This window comes from Streptomyces sp. NPDC000983 (assembly GCF_040299205.1).
In the GTDB taxonomy this organism is placed as follows: Bacteria; Actinomycetota; Actinomycetes; order Streptomycetales; family Streptomycetaceae; genus Streptomyces.
In genome coordinates this window covers 34,211-59,535 of sequence record NZ_JBEPBM010000005.1, presented here as the reverse complement: position 1 = coordinate 59,535, position 25,325 = coordinate 34,211, and the positions used below count along the sequence as shown (strand labels likewise).

The window sequence follows — 25,325 nt, the reverse complement described above, 5'->3', positions numbered from 1 at the left end:
GCCGGGGAAGAACTACGGCGTGACCTTCTCGATCTTGACGCTGCCCGAGCCCGCGACCGTGCCGCGCGCGTTCAGCAGCTGGACCTGGCCGAAGAACTCACGGCCCTCCGGAGCGGCGGCCGCGGCGGTGACGGTCGCCGAGACCTTCGCGGAGTCGCCCGTGCCGAGCTTCACCGACGCGGACTCGTCGACACCGACCGAGCCGAGCGCGGCGGAGAAGAACACGTCCAGGTAGTCGTAGGCGGTGGAGCCGGCCGGCACCGAGTAGCCCACGACCTCGATCGTGTAGGTGCCGGCGGCCGGCTCCGCGATGGAGACCGACTCCTCCGAGTCACCGTCGGCGGACTGGCCGACCTGGTTGCCGTCCTGGTCGTAGACGGTCAGGTCGAGGTCGGCGGCGTTGTCGGAGACGTTGCCGATGGACACGTCCAGGGACGCGGCGCCCGCGGGCACCTCGACCGTGCTGGTCTGCGTCTCGTGGTCGGCGATGGTCGGCCGGTCCGACTTGGACGAGCCGAGCGGGCCGCCCGCCAGCTTGCCGTCGAGGGCGGCGAACTTGTTCGTCACCGTCCAGGACGCCTCGACCGGGGTGCCCACCTTGGCCTCCGCCACGGTCACGGTCTCCGGGTCGAAGGCCGCGCCGAGGACGGTGACGTCCAGCTTGTAGGGGTTGTCGAGCAGCGGCGACGTACGGCGCGACTCGACCTCGATCTCCCAGACGCCGGGCTGCGGGTCCGCGTACGAACGCAGGTCCGGGCGGCAGCCGTTGCCGTCGAGGTAGTTGTTGTAGCAGTTCGGCGTGGACGTGGTGTCGACCGGGACGCCGTAGGGGTGGATGGCGATGAAGCGGGTCTGGCTGGTGGCCTTCAGCCCGCCGATCGCGACCTCCAGCGACTTGGCGCCCTCGGGCACGGTCACGAAGTAGTGCTGGGTGCTGTTGCGCTGCACCGTGCCGGACGCCGAGTAGGTGTACTTCAGCGGCGCGGAGACCACGACCGTCGACATGACCTGCTTGTCGATGCCCTCGGTGCGCGGGTCGTCGACCTCCAGGATCGCGCTCTTGAGCCCGGCGGACTTCGGAGCGGCCTGCACCTTGACGGTGACCGGCTGGTTCAGCGGCAGGTTCACCACGTCGTCGCCGAGGACGCGGAAGGTACCGCCGGCGTTGTTCTCGAAGTACAGCTCGTGCCGGATCGCGCGGTCGGCGCCGGAGGTACGGGTCAGGGTGATCTCGTACGTCTTCTTCTGGCCGGCCTTCAGACCGCCCTCACGGTCGTACAGACCGGTGCCGAAGCCGGGGGTCTTCAGGAACTGGTCGATCGCGGTGTCGACCGGCGCCTTCACCGTGTAGGTGTGGGCGGTGGCACCGTCCTTGATCGAGTCCCAGGCGTCCGGGATGTTGATCAGGCCGGCGCCCTCCTCGTACGCCTGGACCCCGCTGATGTGGTCGGCGGTCGAGGTGAGCGCAGTGCGCAGGGTCGCCGGGGTGAGGTCGATGCCCTTCCGCTTGGCGGCGCTCAGCAGCAGCGCGGCGGAGCCGGCGGCCTGCGGGGAGGCCATCGAGGTGCCCTGGAGCATGCCGTAGCCGGCCGGCAGCGCGTAGCCCGCCTCGGCGACCGGGGCGCCCGGCAGCCAGGTCTGGATGGTGTTGACCGAGGCACCCGGGGCCACGAGCGTCGGCGTGAAGCCGCCGTCCTCGCGCGGACCGCGGGAGGAGAACGGCATCATCGCGTACCGCTTCTCCACCTTGGAGCCGTAGTTGGCGGCCCAGGTCTCGCGGGAGACGGAGGCGCCGACCGAGATGACCTTCTCGGCGAGGGCCGGGTCACCGATGGTGTTGGCACCGGGGCCGGAGTTGCCCGCGGAGATCACCAGCTGGACGCCGTAGGTGTCGATCAGGCGGGTGTAGAGCTCGGCGCGCGCGTTGTTGCCGTCGTTGAGCGCCGGCAGACCGCCGATGGACATGTTGACGATGTCGACGCCGCGGTTGACGACGAGGTCGATCATGCCCTCGGTCAGTGCGACGTTGGTGCAGCCGCCGGTCCAGGTGCAGGCCCGCGAGGAGACGACCTTGGCGCCGGGCGCCGCGCCGTTCATCTTCCCGCCGAACAGGCTGTTGGCGGCGGTGATGCCGGCCACGTGGGTGCCGTGCTCGGACTCGATGACGCCGATGTTGACGAAGTCGCGCTTCTGGCCGACCCAGTCACCGCCGTAGGGGTCCATCGGGACGTCCTTGCGGATCTCCACGACGAACGGCTGCCGCTCGGCGACGTCGGTGTCGGGGTTGTCGGTGCCGAACCAGCCGATCTGGAAGCCGTCCTTGTACGGCTTCATCGGGGTGTCGTCACCGAAGTCGAAGTTGTTGTTCAGGTCGACCCGGACGGTCCCGGCGGTGGAGTCGTACAGCACGCCCCAGACGTCGGTGGTGTCGCCGTCCCGGTTCGCGTCGCCCTTGGCGTCGCCGCCCGCGGTGACGGACTCACGGAACACGTTGACCTGGTACGACCCGGCGGGTGCCGTCCAGGTGCGGCCGGAGAAGGTGAAGCTCGGCCCGGAGACGTCGGTCGTCATCGCACGCCAGGTGGCGTCGCTGTCGAGGATCGGGTCGGTCGCGGTGACCCAGTCGACGATCTTGCGCTCACCGGTGGTGGTCTTCTGGAGCGCGGGGTGGGAGAGGTCCACGCCGGAGTCCAGGACACCGATGGTGACGCCGCGGCCGTCCGCCTTCGGGTGGTCCTCGACGAAGTCGACGGCACCGGTCTCGAAGGAGGGGTTGTACGGGTTCTCGGCCGGGGTCCGCTTGCCGGGGGCCGGGTAGGTGGCCGCGGTCGACGCCGACTTCCTGGTGGAGACGGCCGGGTCGTCGAGCGGGATCTCCTCGCGCAGGTCGATGCCGTGCACGGAGGACAGCTTCGCCGCGGCGGCGATCGCCGCGTCCGCCTTGCCGGTCGGCACGGTGGCGCGGACGTAGCCGAGCTTGTCGTAGGTGCGGCCCACGGAGCCGCCCTTGACCGCGTCCAGCTGCTCGGCGACCTGCTCGGTGCCGCCGGGCGCGGTGGCGATCATCATCGTGACGTTCTTGTCGCCGGCCGCCTTGGCGTCGGCCAGCAGGTCCGCGTCGTCCGAACCGAGCTTGTCGTGCGCGGACTTGACGGCGGGGTCGGCGGCGGCCGGGGCGTCCTCGGCGAAGGCCATGGGTATCGGCCCCGCGGCGGAGAGCGCGGCCACGAGCCCCGCGGCCACGGCTATCCGGGCCGCGCGTCTGGCACCCGATATGGGATCGCGCTGGGGGGTGTGGGTCATCGGCATCCCTTGTAGGTAAAGGAACGAGCGTGGAACGATCGCTCAGCCTTACGCAAGGATCAGATGTTTGGGGAGAGTTGGCCCAAACGAAATCGAGGCATGGGGAAAACCCGCTATCCCCTTCCGGGGCGATCACGGCGAACCGCCCAAGTCGCCCCGGACGCCGTCAATCCTCCTTCGAGCGCGCGTAATGCCGGGACGCCTTCGCGCGGTTGCCGCAGGCGGCCATCGAGCACCAGCGGCGGGTGCCGTTGCGCGAGGTGTCGAAGAAGTGCAGGACGCACGCCTCGTGGGCGCAGGCGCGGATCCGGTCGGGTGCGGTGGACAGCAGCCGCAGATAGTCCCGGGCGGCGAGCCAGGCCGGGGCCCAGGCGGGGGAGTGGAACTCGGGCACCTCGCCGGGGCCGTCGGCGGTGAGCGTGGGCCGGATCCGGCCGTGCGCGAGGACCGCGTCGACCCGCGCCGCCGCCTCCCCGGGTGACCCGTCGACCGCCGCCCGCAGCGCGTCGCGGGCGGTCAGCAGGTGCCGCAGGGTGGTGGCGTCGGCGGCGCAGGTGCCGTCCAGGCCGTTGGCGGCGAGCCAGACCGCGAGCCCCTCGGTGTCCGTCAGCAGGTCCTGAAGGGTCCCGTCCTGCATCCAGCGGGTGTTGAGCAGATCCAGTGAGAGCGGCTCACCGGTGAGCGGGCGGGGGTCGGAGGCGGCGGGCATACGGATGCTCCCTTCGTGCTAACCGGTCAAGAGTACGTGACCGGTTGACGCACCCCACTACTAACCTCTAATCTCAATTACAGAGGTTAGAAAAACAAGAGTGCGGACCCACCGACGATGGAGCCAGACATGACCCTGCGCACCGGCCACCTGGGCCTGAACGTCACCGACCTGGACCGCTCGCTCGCCTTCTACCGCGACGTCCTCGGCTTCTCGCCGCTGGCCGAGGGCAAGGAGGAGGGCCGCCGGTACGCGTTCCTCGGCGACGGCGAACAGCTCGTCCTCACCCTGTGGCAGCAGGCCGGGGAGCCGTACGACCGGGGCCGTGCCGGCCTGCACCACCTCGCCTTCCGGGCCGACTCGATCGACCGGGTCCGCGCCTACGAGAGCGCGCTGCGCGAGTACGGCGTGGAGTTCGCCCACGAAGGGGTCGTCGCGCACGCCGAGGGCGCCGCGTCCGGCGGCATCTTCTTCCACGACCCGGACGGCACCCGCCTGGAGATCTTCGCGCCCGCCGGCGCCGAGGACGCGCCGGCTCCTCATGAGGCGGCCCCGACCTGCGGGTTCTTCTAGCCATGGGCGTCTATCACGCGGGCTCGCTCGCCGTGCAGGACCGGCTCGGTGTGCGGGACCTCGCCGCGCATGTCGGGCGGTCCGTCGGATCGGGCATCAAGCCGGTGGCCGCCGCCTTCCTGGAGCTTCAGCCACTGCTGGTGATGGGCGCCGCGGACCCGGCGACGGGGCGGGTGTGGGCGGCGGCGCTGGCGGGGGAGCCCGGATTCGTACGGGCCACCGGACCCGGCCGGGTCTCCGTCGTGGGAAGGGCCGCCCCGACCAACCCCCTCGCGGCGGCGCTCGCCACCGACGCCACCCCGGCCGGCGCCATCGCCCTCGACCCGCGCACCCGGCGCCGCATGCGGCTCGGCGGACGGATCAGGCCCACACCGCGGGGGTTCGCCGTCGAGGCGGACCGGGTCTTCGCCAACTGCCCGAAGTACCTCCAGCGCAGGGAGAGTTACCGGATCCTGCCGGACCGCACCCCGGGCGAGCCCCGCCGGGGCACCGAACTCACCCCGGAACAGGCCCGGTTCGTCGCCGCCGCCGACACCTTCTTCCTGGCCAGCGTCCACGAGGGCGGCGCCGACGCCAGCCACCGCGGCGGCAACCCCGGCTTCCTGCGCGTCGACTCGCCGCGCGAACTGAGCTGGCGCGACTACCCGGGCAACGCCATGTTCCTCAGCCTCGGCAACCTCGCCGCCGACCCGCGCGCCGGACTCCTCCTCCTCGACTGGACGTCCGGCACCGCGCTCCACCTCACCGGCGAGGCCCGGACCGAGTACACCCCCGAACGCCGCGTCCGTTTCACCCTGTTCGAGGCGGTCGAGATCCCGGCCGCCGTCCCCCTGCGCTGGTCCCCGCCGGAGTACTCGCCCGCGAACCCGGAACAGCCCTGAATACCCCCTGAGTACCCCCCGATACCCGGAAAGATGAACACGGAGTAACCGGCCCCCGGCCGCCCGAGGAGCACTCAAGGGCGCCCGGGGGCACCCAGGGTGGGCCAAGATCCACGTACGGTGATCGGCGCTGCGCGTTGCCGTCTCGTTCACGCGCAGGTCATCCCCGGTGCCAACGATCCAGAGCGAGCGGGTTGTTCGCGACAGCGACGCCCGCGACCACTGCCGACGCGTCACGCACTCGGGGAGACCGCGCCATGTCGCGCACACGCTCTGTCGCCAGCTCCGCGCTGGGCGTCCACCGCCGTTCCGTCCTCGCCGCCGCCGGCGCGGTGTCCCTCTCCACCGGAGTCGGCTACGCCCTGCGCCCCACCGACAGCCAGGCCGCCACCACCACCGGCACCCCGGCCGCCGCCCAGGAGACCCCGGTCGCCTCCGCGCGCCGGGCCGCCTTCCCGCCGCAGGCCCCCTACAGTCGCGGCACCACCCTCGCCTCCGTCGCCACCCCCCGCGGCACCTCCGGGTACCGCAGGCTCACCGGCGGACCCGGCTGGCGCCGGATCGTGCGCGCCGAGCTGGCCGAGCCCAAGTCGGGCCGCACGGAACGCCGTACGACACTCGCCGCGTTCGTGCAGCTCACCGACCTGCACATCATCGACGCCCAGCACCCGATGCGCCTGGAGTTCCTGCGCTCCACCGACGTGCACGCCTGGCGGCCGCACGAGGCGCTCACCGTGCACGGCGCCGTCTCCCTCGTCGAGCGGGTCAACTCGCTGCGCGTCGGGCCCGCCACCGGCGCCCCGCTCCAGTTCGCCGTCACCACCGGCGACAACACCGACAACAACGCCCGCACCGAACTCGACTGGTTCCTCACCGCGCTCAGCGGCGGCCGCATCACCCCGAACTCCGGAGACCCCCGCCACTACGAGGGCGTCCTGGACAGCGGACTGAAGCAGTACTGGCAGCCCGACTCGGCCGTCCGCGACGCCGACAAGCAGCGCGGCTTCCCCCACCTGGAGGGCTTCCTCGCCGCCGCCACCCGCGAGCTGCGCAGCCCCGGCCTGAACATCCCCTGGTACTCCACCGTCGGCAACCACGACGCCATGCCGCTCGGCTGCTACGCCAGCCACGGCGACACCTACCTCACCGACTTCGCCGTCGGCGGCCGCAAACTGATGAACCTGGACGCGGCCGAGGCCAAGAAGCTCCAGCAGGCCCTGAGAAACGCCCAGGACCCCGAGGGCGCCCGGTTCCGCGAGCTGCTCAAGGCCCACGCCCGCGACATGCGCCCGGTCACCGCCGACGAACGCCGCGCCCCCTACACCCAGGGCGAGTACATCAAGGCCCACCTCGACCCGGCCTACCGGGGCGTCGGCCCGGCCGGCCACGGCTACTCCTCGGCCAACCTCGACGCGGGCACCCAGTACTACAGCTTCCGCATCGCCGACGACGTCATCGGCATCAGCCTCGACACCACCGACGCCGGCGGCCACTACGAGGGCTCCATCGGCAGCGCCCAGCTGCGCTGGCTGGACCGGACCCTGCGGGAGAACGCGGACTCCTACGCCGTCGTCTTCAGCCACCACACCAGCCAGACCATGGACAACACCCGCCGCGACCCGGCCCGCCCCGGCGAACGACGCCACAACGGCCAGGAGGTCATCGCCCTCCTCGGCAGCCACCGCAACGTCCTGGCCTGGATCAACGGCCACATCCACCGCAACGCCGTCACACCCCGTTCGGCACCCGACGGACGCTCCTTCTGGGAGATCTCCACGGCCTCCCACGTCGACTACCCGCAGCTCGCCCGGGTCATCGAGATCGCCGACAACCGGGACGGTACCCTCTCGGTGTTCACCACCTGCGTGGAGGCCGCGGCCCCGCACCGCACCGACTTCACCGACCTCTCCCAGACCGGCCTCGCCGCCCTGTACCGCGAACTGTCCTGCAACGCCCCCGGAGCCCGGACCGACCTCGCCGGCACCCGCGCCGACCGGAACACCGAACTGGTCCTTACAAAGGGCTGAAACTGACCCAACCGGCTCACAACCGCTCAACCTTCGGGAAACCTCGGCGAGTCTGCCTTCCCGACCGGTCCGAAGCGCGGACGCTTCGGCGGACGAAGGGGGAAGACATGAGGACCAACCGAGCAAGGGCGACGCTGGTGGCGGCCACCGCCGTACTGGTCTCGGCGGCCCTGGCGGGTCCCGCGCTCGCCGCGGCACCCGCCCACGCCGACGGCCGCGGACACGCCGCCACCCGGGACGCCCTGCGGGCGGCGGTCAAGGACGGTGTGCCCGGAGCGACCGCCACCGCACGCGAGAGGGGCCGCACCTGGTCGGCGACGACCGGTGTCGGCGACCTCCGGACGGACACGCCCCGCTCCACCCACGACCGCTACCGAGTCGGCTCCATCACCAAGACCTTCGTCGCCACCGTCCTGCTCCAACTGGAGGCCGAGGGACGGCTCTCCCTGGACGACACGGTCGACACCTGGCTGCCCGGACTGGTCCGCGGCCACGGCCACGACGGCCGCGCGATCACGGTCCGCCGGCTCCTCAACCACACCAGCGGCATTTACAACTACACCGACGACGACACCTTCGTCTCCACGTACATGGCCGCGGACCAGTTCTTCGAGCACCGCTACGACACCCTGGACCCGCGCGACCTGGTCGCCGTCGCCATGACCCACGAACCCGTCTTCGCGCCGGGCGCCTCCTGGTCCTACTCCAACACCAACTACGTCCTGGCCGGCCTGGTCGTCGAGAAGGTCACCGGCCACCCCTACGGCGACGAGATCCGCGACCGCATCCTCCGCCCGCTCGGCATGCGCGCCACCTCCGTCCCCGGCACCCGGGTCACCGTCCCCGGACCGAGCAGCCGCGCCTATTCCAAGCTCGCCCCCACCACCACCGGCCCGACCTACGACGTCACCCGGATCAGCCCCACCCTGGCGTACGCGGCCGGCGAGATGATCTCCGACTCGGCCGACCTGAACCGCTTCTACACCGCCCTGCTGGGCGGCCGGCTGCTCCCCGCCGAGCAGCTGAAGGAGATGAAGACCACGGTGAAGGTCGAGGGCGTCCCGAACGCCGGCTACGGCCTCGGCCTCATCGAACGCGAACTGAGCTGCGGCACCACCGTCTGGGGCCACGGCGGCGGCATCCACGGCTCCGTCTCCGAGGCCGTCACCACCGGCAACGGCCGCCACTCCCTGTCCTTCAACTTCAACGGCGACTGGTCCGGCGACAGCGAGGCGGTCGTGGAAGCGGAGTTCTGCGGCAGGTAGCCGCCCGTTCCGCGACCTGAGCGGAGGGGCCGCCCGGTCCCCTCCGCCCGGCGGCCCCTTCACTCCCTCCGGGTGCTGCCCCGGTCCCCCTCCTACCGGGGCAGCACCACGACATACGCCGCCGGGTCCCGGTCCGCCGAGGCCATCAGGGCCGTGCGGACCACCGCCGCCTGCTGTTCCGTCGACTCCCGCAGCTTCCTCGGCGTGATGTGCACGACCGTGATGCCGAGCCGCTCCAGGTGCTCGCGCTTGCGGGCGTACTCCGTCCACTGGGCGTCGTCGTCCTGGCGGGGCGTCCTGGTGTCCAGTTCGACGGCGACCGCGTGCTCGGGCCAGTACGCGTCGAGGCCGCCGAGGTGCGGGCCGCCCGGCAGCCGCAGGTCCACGTTCCACAGCGGGGCGGGCAGCCCGTGTTCGCGGACCATCGCGTACAGCCGGTCCTCCGCGAGGGCGCGTCCCTCGGCCACCAGGGAGTCCACCGCGTCCACGACATGCGGCCGCCCGAGCAGCTTGGCCTGGTTCAACTCCCGTACGACCGCGGCCGGTTCGCAGTGGCCGCCGCGCACCGCCTCGGTGAGCAGCCGCCGTACCGCGCCCGCGTCCGAGAGTTCGGCGACCGCGTCGGCGAGGGCCCGCGCCACCGGGGCGACGGGCAGACCCGTGACCTGCTCCGGCGCCGGCATCGACGGGGTGCGGACGATGCGGGCGCAACCCGTCGAGCGGAGCCGGCGCAGGCGGGGGACCAGCACGTCGAAGGTGTCCAGCGCGGTGAGCGGCGGGGCCGACGAGAAGCCGTGCAGGGTCAGCGCCGCCAGCCCGGTGATCATCGCCTCGGTGGCGGCGGGCCGGTGCGGGTCCCCGGCGCCGGGCTGGGGCGGCACCCCGGCCTTGCGGTCCCGCGCCGCGTACAGCAGCACCGCGTTCAGCCGCTCCTCGCTGGTCGGGGGGCCGGGGTGGAGCAGGTAGACACCCGGGAGGATCTGCTGCCAGGGTCCGCCCGCCCGGCACTGCTCGGCCGTCTCGGCGGCCGGGACTCCGTGCGCCCGCAGCTGTCCGGCCGTCAGGACCCGGCGCCGGACGTCGGCGAGCTGGTGGAGGGGGCGGGGGGAGATCGGGGTGTTGTGGTTCATGACCCGGGAATGCCCGCCCCGGGACCGCCTCCTAACCCCTGTTACACGCTCGTCGACAATTGGGGACAAGCTCGCCCTAAAGGACGGATGTTCGGATGCCGAGTAGGCGGCGAAAACCCCTGGTCCGTTCGGGTGGGACCAGGGGTTACGGTTACTCTTGCCTGAATTTCGTAACGGTCACGGACGGACAAACCGATGGCCAAAGGTCATGCGATCGCCGTCGCGTCGCACTCCTGCCCCCGCAGGGCCCGCGCCAGATCGTCCCGGGCCTCCAGGACCAGCCGGCGCAGCGCCGGGGCCGCGCTCCCGTGGGCGGCGAGCCAGGCGTCCGTCGCCTCCAGGGTCTCCTCGGACTCCTGCAGGGAGGGGAACAGGCCCTGCACGACGACCATGCCGATCTGGATGGACCGCTCCTCCCACAGCCGCTCGATCACCTCGAAGTACCGCTGCGCGTAGGGCGCCGTCAGCTCCCGCTGCGAGGGCCTGGCGAAGCCCGCGATGGTCGCCTCCACCAGCGCGTTGGACAGCTCCTGCGACTCCACCACCCGCGCCCACGCCTGCGCCTTGACGGCGGCCTGCGGACGCGCGGCCAGGCAGCGCACCTGGTGGCGCTTGCCGGAGGCGGTGTCGTCGCGGGCGAGTTCCGCGGCCAGCTCCTTGTCGCCGACCACGTCATGGGCGGCGAGCGCGTCCAGGAACACCCAGCGCAGCTCCTGGTCGACACTCAGGCCCTCCAGGGTCCGCGTGCCGTCCAGCAGCTCGGTCAGCAGCTCGAAGTCGGCCGGCCCGTCGGCCACCCGCGCGAAGAACCGGGCCCACGCCAGCTGGTGCTCGCTGCCCGGACCGGCCGCGTCCAGCTCGCGCCGGGCGCCCTCGGCGAGCAGCCGGCCGGCGAGGCCCTGCCGCTCGGGGGCGGTGTAGTGCACGGCCGCCGACTCCGCCCAGACCTGCACCATCTGGAGCACGCCGATGTCGGACTCCCGCCCGGCGAACCGCAGCACCAGGTCGACGAAGTCCCGGGCCGGCAGCAGCGCGTCCCGCGTCATGTTCCACAGCGCCGACCAGCACAGGGCGCGCGCGAGCGGATCGGTGATGTCGCCGAGGCCCTCGCGCAGCGCGGCCAGCGAGGTCTCGTCGAACCGGGTCTTGCAGTACGTCAGGTCGTCGTCGTTGACCAGCACCAGGTCCGGAGCCCCGGCCCCGGCCAGCTCCGCCACGACCGTGCGCGGACCGGCGACGTCCACCTCCGCCCGCGCGTACCGTTCGAGGGCGTCGCCGGTACGGCGGTACAGGCCCACCGCGATCCGGTGCGGCCGCAGCTCGGGGTGCGACTCGGCGGCCTCCTGCACCACCGCCAGCTCCTCGATCCGCCCGTCGGGGGCGAGCAGCACCTGCGGGGTGAGGGAGTTGACGCCGGCCGTCTGGAGCCAGGACCGGGACCAGGCCGCCATGTCCCGGCCGCTGGTCTCGCCGAGCACCGAGAGCAGGTCGCCGAGGCGGGTGTTGCCGTAGGCGTGCCGCTTGAAGTAGCGCCGGGCGCCCTCCAGGAAGGCGTCCTGGCCGACGTACGCCACCAGCTGCTTGAGGACCGAGGCGCCCTTGGCGTAGGTGATGCCGTCGAAGTTGAGCTTGGCGTCCTGGAGGTCGCGGATGTCGGCGGTGACCGGGTGGGTGGAGGGGAGCTGGTCGGCGCGGTAGGCCCACGCCTTGCGGCGGTTGGCGAAGGTGATCCAGCCGTCGGTGAAGCGGGTCGCGCCGACCGTCGCGAAGGAGCCCATGAAGTCCGCGAAGGACTCCTTCAGCCACAGGTCGTCCCACCACTCCATGGTGACCAGGTCGCCGAACCACATGTGCGCCATCTCGTGCAGGATGACGTTGGCCCGCGCCTCGTACGACGCCTGGGTCACCTTCCCGCGGAAGATGTACTCCTCGCGGAAGGTCACCAGGCCCGGGTTCTCCATCGCGCCGAGGTTGTACTCGGGCACGAACGCCTGGTCGTACTTGCCGAACGGGTACGGGTAGTCGAAGTGGTCGTGGAAGAAGTCCAGCCCCTGCTTGGTCACCAGGAACACGTCGTCGGAGTCGAAGTGCGGCGCGAGCCCCTTGCGGCACAGGGCGCCGAGGGGGATCTCCAGCGTCGTACCGTCCTCGAAGGTGCGCGTGTAGGTGTCCGTGACGTAGTGGTAGGGGCCGGCCACCACGCAGGTGATGTACGTCGAGATCGGCTTGGTCTCCGCGAACCGCCACACGCCGTCCGTGTGCCGGCCCTCGCCGTTGCCCCACACCGTCCAGCCCTCGGGGGCCCGCACCTCGAAGCGGAACGGCGCCTTGAGGTCCGGCTGTTCGAAGCAGGCGTGCACCCGGCGGGAGTCGGCCGGCTCGTACTGGGTGTAGAGGTACACCTCGCCGTCCTCGGGGTCGACGAAGCGGTGCAGGCCCTCGCCGGTGCGGGAGTAGGCGCACCGGGCGTCGACCACCAGCTCGTTGTCGGCGGCGAGGTCCTCCAGGAGGATGCGGGAGCCGTCGAAGACCGCGCCGGCGTCGAGGTCGCGGCCGTTGAGGGAGACCGCGGTGACGGCCGGCGCGATCAGGTCGACGAAGGTCGTGGCGCCCGGCTCGGCGCAGCGGAACCGGATCGTGGTGACCGAGCGGAAGGTGCGCGGCCCGTCCGCGGGCGCCTCGCCGATGGCCGAGCGCAGGTCGAGGGACACGTCGTACCCGTCGACGGAGAGCAGAGCGGCCCGCTCCCGGGCCTCGTCGCGGGACAGGTTCTCACCGGGCACGGGTGACGCTCCTCACAGGGTGTTCAGTATGCGGACAGGGCTGATCCTCCCACGGCAGGGGAATCGGCGGCAGCCGGGAATGGGGGCGGCAGCGGCGGGTGTTGCCGATGTCAACCGACCGCCTCCCAAGGAGAGCCATGTCCGAGACCGCCACGACGTCCGCGAAGACCCCCGTCGACTTCTGGTTCGACCCGCTGTGCCCCTGGGCCTGGATGACCTCCCGTTGGGTGCTGGAAGTGGAGAAGGTCCGCGACATCGAGGTCCGCTGGCACATCATGAGCCTGGCCGTGCTGAACGAGCCGAAGCTGGACGAACTCCCCGACGAGTACCGCGACCTGCTGGAGACCAAGGCGTGGCAGCCGATCCGGGTGGTGACCGCGGCCTGGCAGAAGCACGGCTCGGACATACTCGGCCCGCTGTACACCGCGCTCGGCACCCGTATCCACAACGAGGGCCAGGGCCCGACCCGTGACGCGGTCGCCGGCGCGCTGGCCGACGTCGGTCTGCCGGCCGACCTGATCGACTACTTCGACCAGAAGGACTTCGAGTTCGACGCCGAGCTGCGCGCCTCCCACAAGGAGGGCATCGACAAGGTCGGCCAGGACGTCGGCACCCCGGTGATCGCGGTCCCCGGTGACGACGGCGAGCAGATCGCCTTCTTCGGCCCGGTCGTCACCCCGGCCCCGAAGGGCGAGGAGGCCGCCCGCCTCTGGGACGGCACCCTCGCGGTCGCCTCGGTGCCCGGCTTCTACGAGATCAAGCGCAGCCGTACCAAGGGCCCCGACTTCAGCAACCTGTAACCCGTACCGAGGCGCGAAGAGCCCCCGCGAGTCACGTCCTCGCGGGGGCTCCCGTCATTCCGCCCGCCCGCGTGAAGGCTGAGAAGACGATCACGAGGCAGGACGCCTGGGCGCCACAAGAGCTCTTATTGCGAGCTAGTTGCAATAGCAGGCTAGCAGCATTAAGGGCGAACGGGGGGAGGCGCGGGAGCGGTCAGCTCCCGGCCGCCGCCCGCCTGCGCTGCCGGGCGTAGCCGAAGGCGGCCAGGAACAGGGTCATCGCGCCGGTCGAGTACAGCTGCACCCGGGTGTCCGGCTCGCGGGCCATCAGGACGAAGATCGCCGCCATGCCGGCCAGCGCGACCCAGGTCAGCACCGGGAACGCCCACATCCGCACGGTCAGCTTCTCCGGGGCCTCCCGCTCCAGACGGGCGCGCAGGCGCAGCTGGGAGACGGCGATGAAGATCCACACGACCAGGATGACCGCGCCGATCATGTTCAGCAGCCACGGGAAGACGTCGTCCGGACGCCAGTAGCTGAGCAGGACGCACGCGAAGCCGAACACCGAGGAGGCCAGGACCGCGATCCGCGGGACGCCCGAGGAGACCCGGCCCAGCGCCTTCGGCCCCTGACCCCGCCGGACCAGGGAGTAGGCGATGCGCGAGGAGCCGTAGATGTTGGCGTTCATCGCCGACAGCAGCGCGACCAGGACGACGACGTTCATCAGCTGGCCGGCGCCCGGGATGCCGAGCTCGTCGAGGGCGGCGACGTACGGGCCCTTCTCCAGGACCTCGGGGGAGTCCCACGGGACGAGGGTCACGATGACCGCCATCGAGCCGATGTAGAAGAGCGCGATGCGCCACATCGCGGTGCGCACGGCGCTCGCCACACCCTTGACCGGGTTCTCCGACTCGGCGGCGGCGATGGTCACCGTCTCCATGCCGCCGTACGCGAAGACCGAGGCCAGCAGGCCGATGATCAGTCCCTCGCTGCCGTTGGGGAGGAAGTCGGTCAGGTTCGAGGTGCCGGGGGAGTCCGTGCCGGGCAGCACACCCGCGACGGCCAGCACGCCCAGTCCCAGGAACAGCGTGATCGCGCCGACCTTCAGCGCGGCGAACCAGAACTCGAACTCGCCGAAGTTCTTCACCGCGGCCAGGTTCGTGCCGCAGAACACCACCATGAACAGGGCGACCCACGCCCACTCCGGCGTCCCCGGCAGCCAGCCGGTGACGATCTTCGCGGCGCCTATGCCCTCCAGGCCGACCGCCGTGCAGAGCAGGACCCAGAAGGACCAGCCCGCGGTGAAACCGGCCCACGGGCCGATCGCCCGCTCGGCGTGCGCGGAGAAGGAACCGGAGGAGGGGTAGGCGGCCGACATCTCGCCCAGCATCCGCATCACCAGCATCACCAGGAGGCCGGAGAGGACATAGGCGACGACGATCGAAGGGCCCGCGGCGGCGATACCGGCGCCGGAGCCGACGAACAGGCCGGCGCCGATGACACCGCCGAGGGCGATCATCGACAGGTGGCGCTGCTTGAGGCCGTGGGAGAGGGAGACGCCGTCCTGCTGCGGCGGTGTCTCGACTGTGGTGCTGGGCATGGGCGCGGCTCGTCCAATGCGTGAGGGGGCAAAAACGCCCACAGTCTGGGTGCCGTGTCCGCTCAGGAGAAAGGGCTGCCCAGAATGCGGACAGGTACGCCACGGAGGGTACGGAGCCCCTCACCCCGACGAATTGGCGGAACCCTACAGAGCCTCCGTGGCGCCCTTCGTGAGCTGCGCGTCCTCACCTCAGTGACCGGCATCACGTCCAGGGGTGCGTAACCGCCTTCCTTTGTGAAGAGCCCACCAAGCCCACGTTCCGGGCTTTGTCGACCACTGACGGTGATCGGCCCCGGGCCGCTGGGATAGCGTCGCCGTGTCCCCACCTGCCCCAACCCTCGCGGAGTCACCATGAGCACCGCCGCAGTCGCCGCACCCACCCGCACCGGCCAGGTCCTCGCCGACCTGCTCCCCGCCTCCCGCGTCCGGGACATCGCGCTCGTGGTCGGCGGCGCCGCGCTCACCGGGCTCGCCGCCCAGATCGCCGTGCCCGTGCCGGGCTCCCCGGTCCCGGTGACCGGCCAGACCTTCGCCGCGCTGCTCGTCGGCACCGCCCTCGGCGCCGGCCGCGGTGTCGCCGCGCTCGCCCTGTACGCGCTGGCGGGCCTCGCGGGCGTGCCGTGGTTCGCGGGCGGCAGCCACGGCATCGGCGTCTCCTTCGGCTACATCCTCGGCATGCTCCTCGCCTCCGCCGCCGTGGGCGCCCTCGCCCGCCGCGGCGCAGACCGCTCGGTGCTGCGCACGGCCGGCACGATGCTGCTGGGTTCGGCGATCATCTACGCCGTCGGCGTCCCGTACCTGGCCCTGTCGGCCGGGATGTCGGTGTCCGCCGCCGTCGCGGCCGGCCTCACCCCGTTCCTCATCGGCGACGCCCTCAAGGCGGCCCTGGCGATGGGCCTGCTGCCCACGGCCTGGAAGCTCCTCGACAAGTAGGGCCCCCGCCCCGCGCACAAGGCTCGCCGGTCCGACCTCCAGAGGTCGGACCGGCGAGCCTTTGCGCGTGGAACGCGGGTTCAGCTCTCCCGTGTCACCGGCCGCCGGAACCGCGACCACCACAGCCCGGCCGCGCCGGCCGCGATGAGCGCCGCCCCGGCCGCCCCCAGCGGCAGGGCGTCGCGTCCGAGGGCGCCGGTCTCGGCCAGTTCGTCCCCGCCGGGTGCCACCGGCTGGTTGTCGGTGCCCAGCAGCAGCGGGGTGGCGGGGGCGTTCGGCGACGGGTTCGTCGTACCGAACGGCACCGGGCCCTGCTGCCAGTACGTCTTGTCACCCGACGGGGTCTGGACGGGCAGGCAGATCTTGCCCGTCTTTCCCAGGTCGTACGTCGCCTCGACGTCGTACGATTTCGAATCCCCGGCCGCGAGATTGTCCACCGCGCAGGCGAATCCGCTGTTCGAACCCTCCGGCAGATCGCTTTCGGCGATCTCTGAACAGCCCTGAACATTCTTGACCGTCAGGCCGTCGAATCCGACGACCAGAAGCCTGATCTCGCCGCTCTCCTCGGTCCCCTCGTTTTTCACCGTGGCGGTAATGGCGGTCTCCCGCGACTTGTTGTCGACCGAGATCTTCTCGGGCAGGGTCGTGGTCAGTTCCACTCCCGCCGGTGCCTCGTCGACGGCCTTTCCCCCCTTGCTGCTCTGAGGTCCCTCGTCATCCGCCGCGGCGGAGAAGGGAAGGATCAACACTGCCGAGAAGGATGCTGCAACCAGCGATCCCGCGATGGTCGTCGTACGACGAGAACTCATGTTCGTCCCCCTTGGCTGCGCCTGAATTCGCAGTACTTGAAGAGGTACCACAAGATTTCTCCGCACTATGCTGGTGTGGCTCGAAGTGTGACCATCGTGTTTCAAACGGACAGGCTCCGTGGGGAATTGAGGGGGTGCAGCGGATTGCCGGGGAATACGGGAAACACGAGGAGCGGCGGGGTTCCAGGGCTGCTGGTGACCGGACGCTATCGACTGGCCGAGAGTATCGGCCAGGGTGGAATGGGGCGGGTGTGGCGAGCCGTCGACGAAATCCTCGACCGGCCGGTCGCGATCAAGGAAATGCGGATAGACGGCCTCGACGCGGAGGACACCCGCACCCGCCGTGAACGCACCCTGCGCGAGGCCCGCGCCACCGCCCGCATCGACCACCCCAACGTGGTCCGCGTGTACGACGTCGTGGACGAGGGCGAACGGCTGTGGATCGTCATGGAGTTGGTCGCCGGCCGCTCCCTGGAACGGCTCATCGTCGAGGACGGGCCGCTGAACCCCGCCGAGGCGGCCCGGATCGGCGTCGGCCTGGTGGCCGCCCTGCGCCAGGTGCACGAACGGGGCGTGCTGCACCGGGACATCAAACCCGGCAACGTCCTGGTGGAGTCGAGGGCGCGGCGCGTGGTCCTCACCGACTTCGGCATCGCGGCGATCCAGGACGCCAAGGCGCTCACCATGGTCGGCATGCTGGTCGGCTCGCCCGACTACATGGCCCCCGAGCGCATCTCCGGGCGCCCGCAGGGCCCGCCGTCCGACATCTGGTCGCTCGGGGCCACCCTGTGCGCGGCACTCGGCGGCCGCTCCCCGTTCAGCAGGGAGACCACGCTGGCCACCCTGCACGCGGTCCTCTACGAGGAGCCGGAACTGCCCTCCTCCGCCGGACCGTTGGCGTCCGTCCTGGCCGCGCTGCTGGAGAAGGAGCCCGAACTGCGGCCGGGGCTCGGGGACCTGGAGAACGCCCTGCGGCCGATCGCCTTTCCACCGCCCACGCCTACGGTCGCGGTGGGCAGGGTGGAGGAACCGGAGCCGTCGCCGGTTGCCGAGGGGCGGGCGTCCATCGCCGCACCGGAGGCGCCGGAGGGGGCGGACCCCCGGCAGCCCGCACCGCCCGAGCGGTCCGACGCCCCGCGCCCCACGCACGACTTCGGACGCCCGCGGCTCGCCACGACGGCGGGCGTCTCGCTGGTCAGGGAGAACCCGCGGCGGGAGTCGGCGGCCCCGGCGCAGGCTCCGGCTTCGTCCCTGGCCTCGGCCGAGACGCAGGCCGGGGCCGCTGCCTCCCGGGCGGAGACCGCGGAGGCGGAGACGAGGGCGGCGTCCGAGGCGGAAACCAGGGTCGACGCCGACGCGGCGGCCAGGGTGGCGGCCGCCACCACCCCCGACTCCACCCCCGCGGCCACCCGCGGTCCCACCCCCGACCGATCCGCCACCCCTCCCGCCGAACCGCCCGACCCCGTCATGCCCCCGGGCGAACCGCTCGGCCCCGCCGTGCCGGGCGATCGGCGGAACGAGGGCCGCAACGGGCGCCGGACGGGTCTCCTCGCCGCCGCGGGAGTGGTCGCCGCGGGAACCGTCGTGGCCGTGGTGCTGCTCCTGAACCCGGGTCCGCCCGGGGACGACAAGGCGGGCGGCTCACCGACCCCGTCCTCCGCGCAGGCGACCGACTCGCCCTCCCCGACCGTGGAGGGCACCGCCCGCCCGCGGACCCTGCCGCCGGGAGCGCGCGCGGAGGCCGGGGGGTTCGCCTGGGTGACCCCCGAGGGCTGGCGGCGGGACGTGAAGACGGGTGCCGAGGTGCACTACACCTCGCCCGACGGCAGGCAGGAACTCGTCGCCAAGTCCTCCCTCGCCCGCGGCGACCTGATGACGACGTGGGAGACCTCGGAGCAGAACGCCCACCAGGGGCAGGCGTACCGGAAGATCCGGCTGGAGGAGACGACGTTCCGCGGCTATCCGGCGGTCGTGTGGGAGTACACCTTCACCCTCCAGGGCGTCCCCTGGCACGCCCAGCTGCTGGGCTTCAACGAGAAGGGCAAGTCGTACCAGATCAACACCTGGTACCAGCCCGGCATCGAGGAGCGGGCGCTGAGCACGTACGACGAGGTGAAGGAGAGCTTCACCATCCTCTGAACACGGGAAAGGGGCCCCGAAGGGCCCCTTCCGGTGCGGTACGGCGACGGGCTCAGCCGACCTCGACCTTGTCGGCCTCGGTACGGACCTTCCCCACCTCGGCCGGACGGCGGCGGCGGACCCTCTCCTTGACGAAGGCGATGGCCAGCACGACCGCGGCGACCAGCAGCGACAGCAGGACCGTCTTGCGTCCGTCGTGCTCGGTGTCGGTCAGCATGTAGCCGAGCACGAACACGATCAGACCGGCCGCGGCCCAGGTCAGGTACGGGTACAGCCACATCCGGACGACCAGCTTCTCCGGCGACTCCCGCATGATGATCTTCCGCATGCGCAGCTGCGAGAAGCAGATCACCAGCCACACGAACAGCGCGACGGCACCGGAGGAGTTGACCAGGAAGAGGAAGACGGAGTCCGGGAACTTGTAGTTGAAGAACACCGCCACGAAACCGAACACCACGGACGCCGTGATCGCGACGACGGGCACACCCCGGCGGGTGGTCTTCGCGAACGCCTTGGGCGCGTCACCGCGCTGACCGAGCGAGAAGGCCATCCGGGAGGCCGTGTAGAGACCGGAGTTGAGGCAGGACAGCACCGAGGTCAGCACGATGAAGTTCATGATCTGACCGGCGTGCGCGATCCCGAGGGAGTCCAGCGCGGCGACGTACGAGCCGTCCTCGGCGATCGCCTCGGAGTCCCAGGGCAGCAGGGTGACGACCACGAAGATCGAGCCCAGGTAGAAGACGCCGATGCGCCAGATGATGCTGTTGGTCGACTTGGTGACGGCCCGCTGCGGGTCCTCGGACTCGCCGGCGGCCAGGGTGGCGATCTCGCTGCCCATGAAGGAGAAGACGACGAGCAGCACACCGGTGAGGATGGCGCCGGGGCCGTTGGGCAGGAAGCCGCCGTGGTCGGTGAGGTTGCCCAGACCCGCGGAATCGGCGTCGACGCCCGGCAGCACACCGAAGACGGCGAGCCCGCCGACCACGATGAAGGCGCCGATCGCGACGACCTTGATCCCGGCGAACCAGAACTCGAACTCGCCGTAGGAGCCGACGGAGACCAGGTTGGTGGCGGTCAGCACCACCATCACGATGAGCGCCCAGGCCCACTGCGGGACGGCCGGGATCCAGCCCTCCAGGATCACCGCGCCGGCGGTCGCCTCGACCGCGAGGACGACGACCCAGAAGAACCAGTACAGCCAGCCGATGGAGAACCCGGCCCAGCTGCCGAGCGCGCGGTCGGCGTGCGCGGAGAACGAACCGGAGGTGGGGTTGGCGGCGGACATCTCGCCGAGCATCCGCATCACCAGCACCACGAGCGTGCCGACGAGCGCGTACGAGAGCAGGATGCCGGGGCCCGCGGTGGCGATACCGGAGCTGGAGCCCACGAACAGACCGGCGCCGATCACACCGCCGATGGCGATCATCGAGAGGTGCCGGTTCTTCAGCCCAGCCTGGAGACCGGAACCGGGATCGCCGGTTCCGGTTTTCGTCGGGTTCGGCTGCGAGGTCATTGGATGGATTTCCTTTGCGCCGGGGGAGGGGGGAACTCGTGCGCGAACAGGTGGTGTCGCACGAGCCGGTCCAGTGAATCGGAGGTAAATGGATTCGTGAACCTTTGAATCCAGATCGTTACTTGAGGTTTCTCTGAGGTTCTGTAGTCTTTCTCACAGATCTGCCTTCGGCGGGCCCCTCACGCCGCTACCCGGGAGCGCATGACACACTCCTCCCATGCGCGTGTATCTCGGCTCCGACCATGCGGGCTACGAACTCAAGAACCACCTCGCCGAATGGCTCAAGGCGGCGGGGCACGAGCCCGTCGACTGCGGCCCCCACATCTACGACGCCCAGGACGACTACCCGCCCTTCTGCCTGCGCGCCGCCGAGCGCACGGCCGCGGACCCCGACGCCCTCGGCATCGTGATCGGCGGCTCCGGCAACGGCGAGCAGATCGCGGCGAACAAGGTCAAGGGCGTCCGTGCGGCCCTCGCCTGGAGCGAGGAGACGGCGGCCCTGGGCCGTCAGCACAACAACGCCAACGTCGTGGCCGTGGGCGCCCGGATGCACACCCAGGACGAGGCGACCAAGTTCATCGAGACGTTCCTGGCCACCCCGTACTCGGGCGACGCCCGCCACACCCGCCGAATCGAGATGCTCGCCACCTACGAGACAACCGGCGACCTCCCCCCGATCCCCGCACACCACCCCCAGCAGTAACAGCACCCCCAACCCGCCCGACCCGCCCGATCCACGCCGTCCGGCTTCGCAGGACAGGGCCCGCCCCCTCCACCTCGCCCGGCTGTCCAGGACAAGGCCCGCCCCTTTCAGCCCGTCTGGGGGCGCCCCCTCTGGGGGAGTTTGAGGACAAGGCCCCTCAAGGGCCGAACGGGGGTCCGGGGGCAGCGCCCCCGGGGTCGGGCCGGGAAGGGGCGGCGGGGGCGAAAACCCAACCACACAAGGAGCCACCGTGCCGGAGGGGCACACGATCCACCGCCTGGCGAAGGACTACGCCGCCGCCTTCACCGGCACAGCCCCCCAGGTGACCAGCCCCCAGGGCAAGTTCTCGGACGCCGCCGCCCTCCTCACCGGCACCCGCCTCACCACCACCGAGGCCCACGGAAAGCACCTCTTCCTCGGCTTCACCGAGTCCTGGGTCCACATCCACCTCGGCCTCTTCGGCAAGGTCGGCTTCGGCCCCACCCCCGAACCCCCACCCACGGACACGGTCCGCCTGCGCCTGACCAACGACACCACGTACGTGGACCTCCGCGGCCCCACGACCTGCGCCCTGATCACCCCCGCCGAGAAGCAGGCGATACACGACCGCCTCGGCCCGGACCCCCTCCGCACCGACGCCGACCACACCACGGCGTACCGCCGCGTCGCGCGCAGCCGCACCACGATCGCAGCCCTGCTGATGGACCAGAAGATCATCGCGGGCGTGGGCAACGTCTACCGCGCCGAGGTCCTCTTCCGCCACGGAATCGATCCCTACCGCGCGGGCAGGGACATCACCCCCGCCGAGTGGGAGGCGATGTGGACCGACCTCGTGGAGCTGATGCACGAGGGCGTCCGCAACAACCGCATCGACACCGTCCGCCCCGAGCACACCCCGGAGGCGATGGGCCGCCCGCCCCGCGTGGACGACCACGGAGGCGAGGTCTACGTCTACCGCAGGGCGAACCTCCCCTGCCACATCTGCGGCACCGAGATCCGCACCGCGGACCTCGCCGCCCGCAACCTCTTCTGGTGCCCGAAGTGCCAGCGCCGCTGACCGGCACCCGGCCGCCCGGGCCCCTCGGTTCGCCCCCGGGGTCCGGGGTCGGGACCTTCTAGAACCCGTGCGGCATCCACGGCGCGACGGCGGAGCCGAACCCCACCGACGCCTCCGCCAGCGCACCCGCCCGCAACTCCCGCACCCGTCCCGCCGCGGCCAACGACGCCAGGCTCACCCCACCCAGATACGCCGACCCCAACTCCCGTACGGACAGGGCCAGATCGGCCGCGTCCCGGGTCGGCTCGCAGGAGGCGCCCTTCGCGTCCCCCGACAGCCGCCAACGCCCGGCGTTCCAGGGGCAGAACGCGTCCTCGACCTCCAACACCACGTCCACCGGCGCCTGGTACGTCCGCGCGCCGAGCGCCGCCCCGACGTCGACGAGTCGCACGTACAGCGCGTCCTTCAAGCGCGGACGGCAGCGCCGGATGTCGGAGACCTGGTACTGCCACGCCTCGTCCACCGGACGCCCGTTCACCTGCAGGGTCGTGGTGAGGTCGATGTCGAACAGGAACCGCCACAGCGCGCCCTGCGCCGCGGGGTCCAGGCCGGCCAGCTCGTGCAGCACCACCGTGCCCCGGGGCCCGCCCGCGTCCCATTCCGGCTTCACGGCGAACCGGGCGTACCCGACGCTCTCGCCGTCCCGCTCCGCGATCACGCACTGCAGCGGCGAGGCCCCCTCCCGCCGTCCCGCCGGATCGAGCACCCCGACCCGCTCCCAGCCGGGCAGCCGCCGGGCCAGCATCCCGGGCCGCGCCGGCACCAGCGGCCCGTACACGGCCTCGCAGGCGTCGATCGCGTCCACCGGCTCCGCGTACCGCAGCCGTACGCCGTCCGTCCCGTCCGGTACCGCGAGCCGCACCCTGCTGGTGTCGATCTCGGCGGCCAGCTGGAAGGTGCCCACGCCGTACCCGAACCGGCCGTAGATGGCGGGCTCGGAGGCGGTCAGCACGGCCAGCGGCTCGCCCCAGGACCGTACGTCGTCCAACTGCCTGCGCATCATGGACGTGAGGATGCCGCGCCGCCGGTGGGTGGCGGCGACGCTGACCATCGTCACGCCCGCCGCGGGCACCGAGGCGCCGCCGGGCACGGTCACACCGAAGCGGAACGCCCCGGCCGACCCCACGCACAGGTCGCCGTCGAAGGCGCCGAAGGAGCGGTCGAACTGGGTGAGTTCCCGGTACAGTTCACGCTCTTCGGAGGGTTCCGGCACCCCGCCGAAGGCCCGCAGCAGGACGTCGTACCAGGTGTCCCACTGCTCGGGTCGCAGCTGTCGCAGGTCGATGGCGGTACCGGTGGTGAAGTGTGTCCCCATGTCCCATGCCTACCAGGGCAATGCGGGACGAGCCAGGGAATTTCCTCCGGCTGGCCGCACGACGGCTTCCAGTGGCGTTGACTGTGAAGTCGAGCCTCGGACGGGGGACAAGTGGGACCTCCCGTGCCAAGCACCTGGTCCGATGGATAGGGTCCCGAACTAATGGCAGCAGGACGAGAGCGGCGCGCCGCCGCCGACACGTTCGCGGCCCGGTTGCGAATGCAGTGGCACCGGGTCCGCGTCGGCCTGCGCAGAAGCGCCGTGGACTACTTCCGCGGCGACGGCTCGGACTGGATCGCGCTCGCCGGACTGCTCCTCACCGTCCCGCTGATCGCGGCCGTCACGCTGGCCAACCCGGTCTGGGCCTCACCGGCCGCGCTGGTCCTGCCGATCGTCGTCGGCGGCCTGCTGCTCCGCCCGGCCAGCCTCCTCGGCCTGTACGCGGCCTCCGCCACCGCGCTCATCGTGGAGTCCGTGCGGCTCGGCCCGTACACCGAGGGCGCCGCCCGGGTCACCCCCGGCGTGGTCCTGGTGGTCGCGGCCTGCGGGTTCGTCGGCCTGCTCATCGCGCAGTTCCGCAGCCGGGTCGGCGTGCCCTGGCGGCGCGGCGGCACCATGCTCTTCGACCTGCGCGAACGCATCCGGGTGCAGAGCAAGCTGCCGCAGCTGCCCAACGGCTGGCACCGCGAGATGGCGCTGCGCCCGGCGGGCGGCCAGTCGTTCTCCGGCGACTTCGTCGTCGCGGCCCGGACCAACGGCGGCCGCACCCTGGAGGCCGTACTGACGGACGTCTCCGGCAAGGGCATGGACGCCGGCTCCCGGGCCCTGCTGCTGTCCGGCGCCTTCGGCGGCCTCCTCGGCAGCCTGCCCCCGCACGCCTTCCTCCCGGCCGCCAACGGCTACCTCCTGCGCCAGGACTGGGACGAGGGCTTCGCCACCTCCATCCACCTCGTCCTCGACCTCGACTCCGGTGACTACGAGCTGTACTCCGCGGGCCATCCGCCGGGCCTCCAGCTCAGCGCCGGCAGCGGCCGCTGGGAGGAGAAGGCCGCCGAGGGCCCGCTGCTGGGCGTGTACGACGGCGCCCAGTTCGACCCGGTGAAGGGCTCGCTGCGCCCCGGGGACGTGTTGATGCTGTTCACGGACGGACTGGTGGAGACCTCCGACCGGGACATCGTCGAGGGCATCGACCGCCTCACCGGCGAGGCCGACCGCTATGTCGTCGGCGGCTTCCACGGCGCCGCCTGGCACCTCATCGAGGCGGTCGCCAAGGACGTCAACGACGACCGCGCCCTGCTGCTGATCTCCCGCGAGGGCCCCACGGTCACGGCACGGTCAGGGGGCCAGGCATGACCCGACCGCTCACGCTCACCGAGGTCGAGGCCCTCGCGCGCGCCGCCCACGAGGGCCAGACCGACAAGGCGGGCAGGCCCTACGCCGAGCACCTGAGCGCGGTCGCCGAAGGCGTCCGGGCCCGCGGCGGCGACGACGACCAGATCGCGGCGGCCTGGCTGCACGACGCGGTGGAGGACGACGCCCTCTCCGAGCGCTGGCTGGAGGAGGCCGCGCTCAGCCGCCGTACCAAGGACATCGTCCGCGCCGTCAGCAAGCGGCCGGGGGAGCCGCCGCGCGAGTACGCCGGGCGGATCCTGGCGACGCCGGGCGCGCTGCTGGTGAAGGAGTCGGACCTCGCACACAACGCGGACCCGGTGCGGCTGGCCGTCCTGGACGAGCCGACCCGCCGGCGCCTGACCGAGAAGTACGCCGGAATGCGCGCACTCCTCGGCCTGCCCCACCCGTGAACCG

General features: G+C 71.6%; 19 protein-coding genes. 11 read left to right on the top strand and 8 right to left on the bottom strand.

All coding sequences use genetic code 11. The annotated features are described in order from the left end of the window. Nucleotides 1-12: 12 nt before the first annotated feature. Both ABT296_RS07300 and ABT296_RS07295 read right to left on the bottom strand, forming a co-directional pair. On the bottom strand, nucleotides 13-3,303 hold the full coding sequence (locus ABT296_RS07300) for a S8 family serine peptidase (RefSeq protein WP_351924189.1): 3,291 nt from the start codon (nucleotides 3,301-3,303) through the stop codon (nucleotides 13-15). 166 nt (nucleotides 3,304-3,469) lie between these two features. Further along, the gene (locus tag ABT296_RS07295; protein WP_351924187.1) at nucleotides 3,470-4,012 is read right to left on the bottom strand and encodes a CGNR zinc finger domain-containing protein; all 543 of its coding nucleotides are present in this window, start codon (nucleotides 4,010-4,012) and stop codon (nucleotides 3,470-3,472) included. A 129-nt stretch (nucleotides 4,013-4,141) separates the two neighbouring features. Here ABT296_RS07295 and ABT296_RS07290 point away from each other — a divergent pair, with 129 nt between their 5' ends. From ABT296_RS07290 to ABT296_RS07275, 4 genes are all read left to right on the top strand, one after another. Then, a complete protein-coding gene (locus tag ABT296_RS07290) occupies nucleotides 4,142-4,585 on the top strand; it encodes a VOC family protein (protein ID WP_351924185.1) in 444 nt (147 codons plus the stop codon). 2 nt (nucleotides 4,586-4,587) lie between these two features. Beyond that, the gene (locus ABT296_RS07285) at nucleotides 4,588-5,466 is read left to right on the top strand and encodes a pyridoxamine 5'-phosphate oxidase family protein (RefSeq protein ID WP_351924183.1); all 879 of its coding nucleotides are present in this window, start codon (nucleotides 4,588-4,590) and stop codon (nucleotides 5,464-5,466) included. Nucleotides 5,467-5,723: 257 nt separating this feature from the next. Continuing rightward, nucleotides 5,724-7,493 carry a TIGR03767 family metallophosphoesterase gene (locus ABT296_RS07280; RefSeq protein WP_351924181.1) on the top strand — a complete coding sequence of 590 codons (1,770 nt, stop codon included), beginning with the start codon at nucleotides 5,724-5,726 and terminating at the stop codon, nucleotides 7,491-7,493. A 107-nt stretch (nucleotides 7,494-7,600) separates the two neighbouring features. Further along, the gene (locus ABT296_RS07275) at nucleotides 7,601-8,758 is read left to right on the top strand and encodes a serine hydrolase domain-containing protein (protein ID WP_351924179.1); all 1,158 of its coding nucleotides are present in this window, start codon (nucleotides 7,601-7,603) and stop codon (nucleotides 8,756-8,758) included. A 92-nt stretch (nucleotides 8,759-8,850) separates the two neighbouring features. Here ABT296_RS07275 and ABT296_RS07270 read toward each other — a convergent pair whose 3' ends face one another. Both ABT296_RS07270 and pepN read right to left on the bottom strand, forming a co-directional pair. Further along, a complete protein-coding gene (locus ABT296_RS07270) occupies nucleotides 8,851-9,888 on the bottom strand; it encodes a hypothetical protein (protein WP_351924177.1) in 1,038 nt (345 codons plus the stop codon). A 206-nt stretch (nucleotides 9,889-10,094) separates the two neighbouring features. After that, nucleotides 10,095-12,671 (bottom strand): aminopeptidase N, encoded by a 2,577-nt coding sequence (gene pepN / locus ABT296_RS07265; RefSeq protein ID WP_351924175.1) that lies wholly within the window; start codon nucleotides 12,669-12,671, stop codon nucleotides 10,095-10,097. 137 nt (nucleotides 12,672-12,808) lie between these two features. Between pepN and ABT296_RS07260 the strand changes: the two genes are divergently transcribed. After that, on the top strand, nucleotides 12,809-13,471 hold the full coding sequence (locus tag ABT296_RS07260) for a mycothiol-dependent nitroreductase Rv2466c family protein (protein ID WP_351924173.1): 663 nt from the start codon (nucleotides 12,809-12,811) through the stop codon (nucleotides 13,469-13,471). Between the two features lie 193 nt (nucleotides 13,472-13,664). Here the strand turns inward: ABT296_RS07260 and ABT296_RS07255 are convergent, their stop codons facing one another. Beyond that, the gene (locus ABT296_RS07255; protein WP_351924171.1) at nucleotides 13,665-15,050 is read right to left on the bottom strand and encodes an amino acid permease; all 1,386 of its coding nucleotides are present in this window, start codon (nucleotides 15,048-15,050) and stop codon (nucleotides 13,665-13,667) included. A 351-nt stretch (nucleotides 15,051-15,401) separates the two neighbouring features. Here ABT296_RS07255 and ABT296_RS07250 point away from each other — a divergent pair, with 351 nt between their 5' ends. Further along, a complete protein-coding gene (locus tag ABT296_RS07250; protein ID WP_351924169.1) occupies nucleotides 15,402-15,983 on the top strand; it encodes a biotin transporter BioY in 582 nt (193 codons plus the stop codon). A gap of 80 nt (nucleotides 15,984-16,063) precedes the next feature. Here ABT296_RS07250 and ABT296_RS07245 read toward each other — a convergent pair whose 3' ends face one another. Continuing rightward, nucleotides 16,064-16,792 carry a hypothetical protein gene (locus ABT296_RS07245; protein WP_351924652.1) on the bottom strand — a complete coding sequence of 243 codons (729 nt, stop codon included), beginning with the start codon at nucleotides 16,790-16,792 and terminating at the stop codon, nucleotides 16,064-16,066. 240 nt (nucleotides 16,793-17,032) lie between these two features. Here ABT296_RS07245 and ABT296_RS07240 point away from each other — a divergent pair, with 240 nt between their 5' ends. Next, nucleotides 17,033-18,931 (top strand): serine/threonine-protein kinase, encoded by a 1,899-nt coding sequence (locus ABT296_RS07240; protein WP_502977198.1) that lies wholly within the window; start codon nucleotides 17,033-17,035, stop codon nucleotides 18,929-18,931. Nucleotides 18,932-18,983: 52 nt separating this feature from the next. On the opposite strand, the gene ABT296_RS07235 is transcribed toward ABT296_RS07240, so the two are convergent. Further along, the gene (locus ABT296_RS07235) at nucleotides 18,984-20,444 is read right to left on the bottom strand and encodes an amino acid permease (protein WP_351924167.1); all 1,461 of its coding nucleotides are present in this window, start codon (nucleotides 20,442-20,444) and stop codon (nucleotides 18,984-18,986) included. A 217-nt stretch (nucleotides 20,445-20,661) separates the two neighbouring features. Between ABT296_RS07235 and ABT296_RS07230 the strand changes: the two genes are divergently transcribed. Both ABT296_RS07230 and ABT296_RS07225 read left to right on the top strand, forming a co-directional pair. Beyond that, the gene (locus tag ABT296_RS07230) at nucleotides 20,662-21,147 is read left to right on the top strand and encodes a ribose-5-phosphate isomerase (RefSeq protein WP_351924165.1); all 486 of its coding nucleotides are present in this window, start codon (nucleotides 20,662-20,664) and stop codon (nucleotides 21,145-21,147) included. A gap of 250 nt (nucleotides 21,148-21,397) precedes the next feature. Further along, nucleotides 21,398-22,204, top strand: coding sequence for an Fpg/Nei family DNA glycosylase (locus tag ABT296_RS07225; RefSeq protein WP_351924163.1), 807 nt, complete (start codon nucleotides 21,398-21,400; stop codon nucleotides 22,202-22,204). Between the two features lie 58 nt (nucleotides 22,205-22,262). Here the strand turns inward: ABT296_RS07225 and ABT296_RS07220 are convergent, their stop codons facing one another. Next, nucleotides 22,263-23,519, bottom strand: coding sequence for a GNAT family N-acetyltransferase (locus ABT296_RS07220; protein ID WP_351924161.1), 1,257 nt, complete (start codon nucleotides 23,517-23,519; stop codon nucleotides 22,263-22,265). Between the two features lie 162 nt (nucleotides 23,520-23,681). Here ABT296_RS07220 and ABT296_RS07215 point away from each other — a divergent pair, with 162 nt between their 5' ends. Together ABT296_RS07215 and ABT296_RS07210 are read left to right on the top strand one after the other, a co-directional pair. Continuing rightward, on the top strand, nucleotides 23,682-24,872 hold the full coding sequence (locus ABT296_RS07215) for a PP2C family protein-serine/threonine phosphatase (protein WP_351924159.1): 1,191 nt from the start codon (nucleotides 23,682-23,684) through the stop codon (nucleotides 24,870-24,872). Further along, nucleotides 24,869-25,321: an HD domain-containing protein gene (locus ABT296_RS07210; RefSeq protein WP_351924157.1), complete on the top strand. Its 453-nt coding sequence runs from the start codon at nucleotides 24,869-24,871 to the stop codon at nucleotides 25,319-25,321. The genes ABT296_RS07215 and ABT296_RS07210 overlap by 4 nt, the downstream gene beginning before the upstream one ends. Nucleotides 25,322-25,325: the final 4 nt, after the last annotated feature.

What these genes read in the sequence shown, in the direction of transcription:
- ABT296_RS07300 (WP_351924189.1), bottom strand. Translation starts at nt 3,303, where the DNA reads ATGACCCACACCCCCCAGCGCGATCCCATATCGGGTGCCAGACGCGCG.
- ABT296_RS07295 (WP_351924187.1), bottom strand. Translation starts at nt 4,012, where the DNA reads ATGCCCGCCGCCTCCGACCCCCGCCCGCTCACCGGTGAGCCGCTCTCA.
- ABT296_RS07290 (WP_351924185.1), top strand. Translation starts at nt 4,142, where the DNA reads ATGACCCTGCGCACCGGCCACCTGGGCCTGAACGTCACCGACCTGGAC.
- ABT296_RS07285 (WP_351924183.1), top strand. Translation starts at nt 4,588, where the DNA reads ATGGGCGTCTATCACGCGGGCTCGCTCGCCGTGCAGGACCGGCTCGGT.
- ABT296_RS07280 (WP_351924181.1), top strand. Translation starts at nt 5,724, where the DNA reads ATGTCGCGCACACGCTCTGTCGCCAGCTCCGCGCTGGGCGTCCACCGC.
- ABT296_RS07275 (WP_351924179.1), top strand. Translation starts at nt 7,601, where the DNA reads ATGAGGACCAACCGAGCAAGGGCGACGCTGGTGGCGGCCACCGCCGTA.
- ABT296_RS07270 (WP_351924177.1), bottom strand. Translation starts at nt 9,888, where the DNA reads ATGAACCACAACACCCCGATCTCCCCCCGCCCCCTCCACCAGCTCGCC.
- ABT296_RS07260 (WP_351924173.1), top strand. Translation starts at nt 12,809, where the DNA reads ATGTCCGAGACCGCCACGACGTCCGCGAAGACCCCCGTCGACTTCTGG.
- ABT296_RS07255 (WP_351924171.1), bottom strand. Translation starts at nt 15,050, where the DNA reads ATGCCCAGCACCACAGTCGAGACACCGCCGCAGCAGGACGGCGTCTCC.
- ABT296_RS07250 (WP_351924169.1), top strand. Translation starts at nt 15,402, where the DNA reads ATGAGCACCGCCGCAGTCGCCGCACCCACCCGCACCGGCCAGGTCCTC.
- ABT296_RS07245 (WP_351924652.1), bottom strand. Translation starts at nt 16,792, where the DNA reads ATGAGTTCTCGTCGTACGACGACCATCGCGGGATCGCTGGTTGCAGCA.
- ABT296_RS07240 (WP_502977198.1), top strand. Translation starts at nt 17,033, where the DNA reads ATGGGGCGGGTGTGGCGAGCCGTCGACGAAATCCTCGACCGGCCGGTC.
- ABT296_RS07235 (WP_351924167.1), bottom strand. Translation starts at nt 20,444, where the DNA reads ATGACCTCGCAGCCGAACCCGACGAAAACCGGAACCGGCGATCCCGGT.
- ABT296_RS07230 (WP_351924165.1), top strand. Translation starts at nt 20,662, where the DNA reads ATGCGCGTGTATCTCGGCTCCGACCATGCGGGCTACGAACTCAAGAAC.
- ABT296_RS07220 (WP_351924161.1), bottom strand. Translation starts at nt 23,519, where the DNA reads ATGGGGACACACTTCACCACCGGTACCGCCATCGACCTGCGACAGCTG.
- ABT296_RS07215 (WP_351924159.1), top strand. Translation starts at nt 23,682, where the DNA reads ATGGCAGCAGGACGAGAGCGGCGCGCCGCCGCCGACACGTTCGCGGCC.
- ABT296_RS07210 (WP_351924157.1), top strand. Translation starts at nt 24,869, where the DNA reads ATGACCCGACCGCTCACGCTCACCGAGGTCGAGGCCCTCGCGCGCGCC.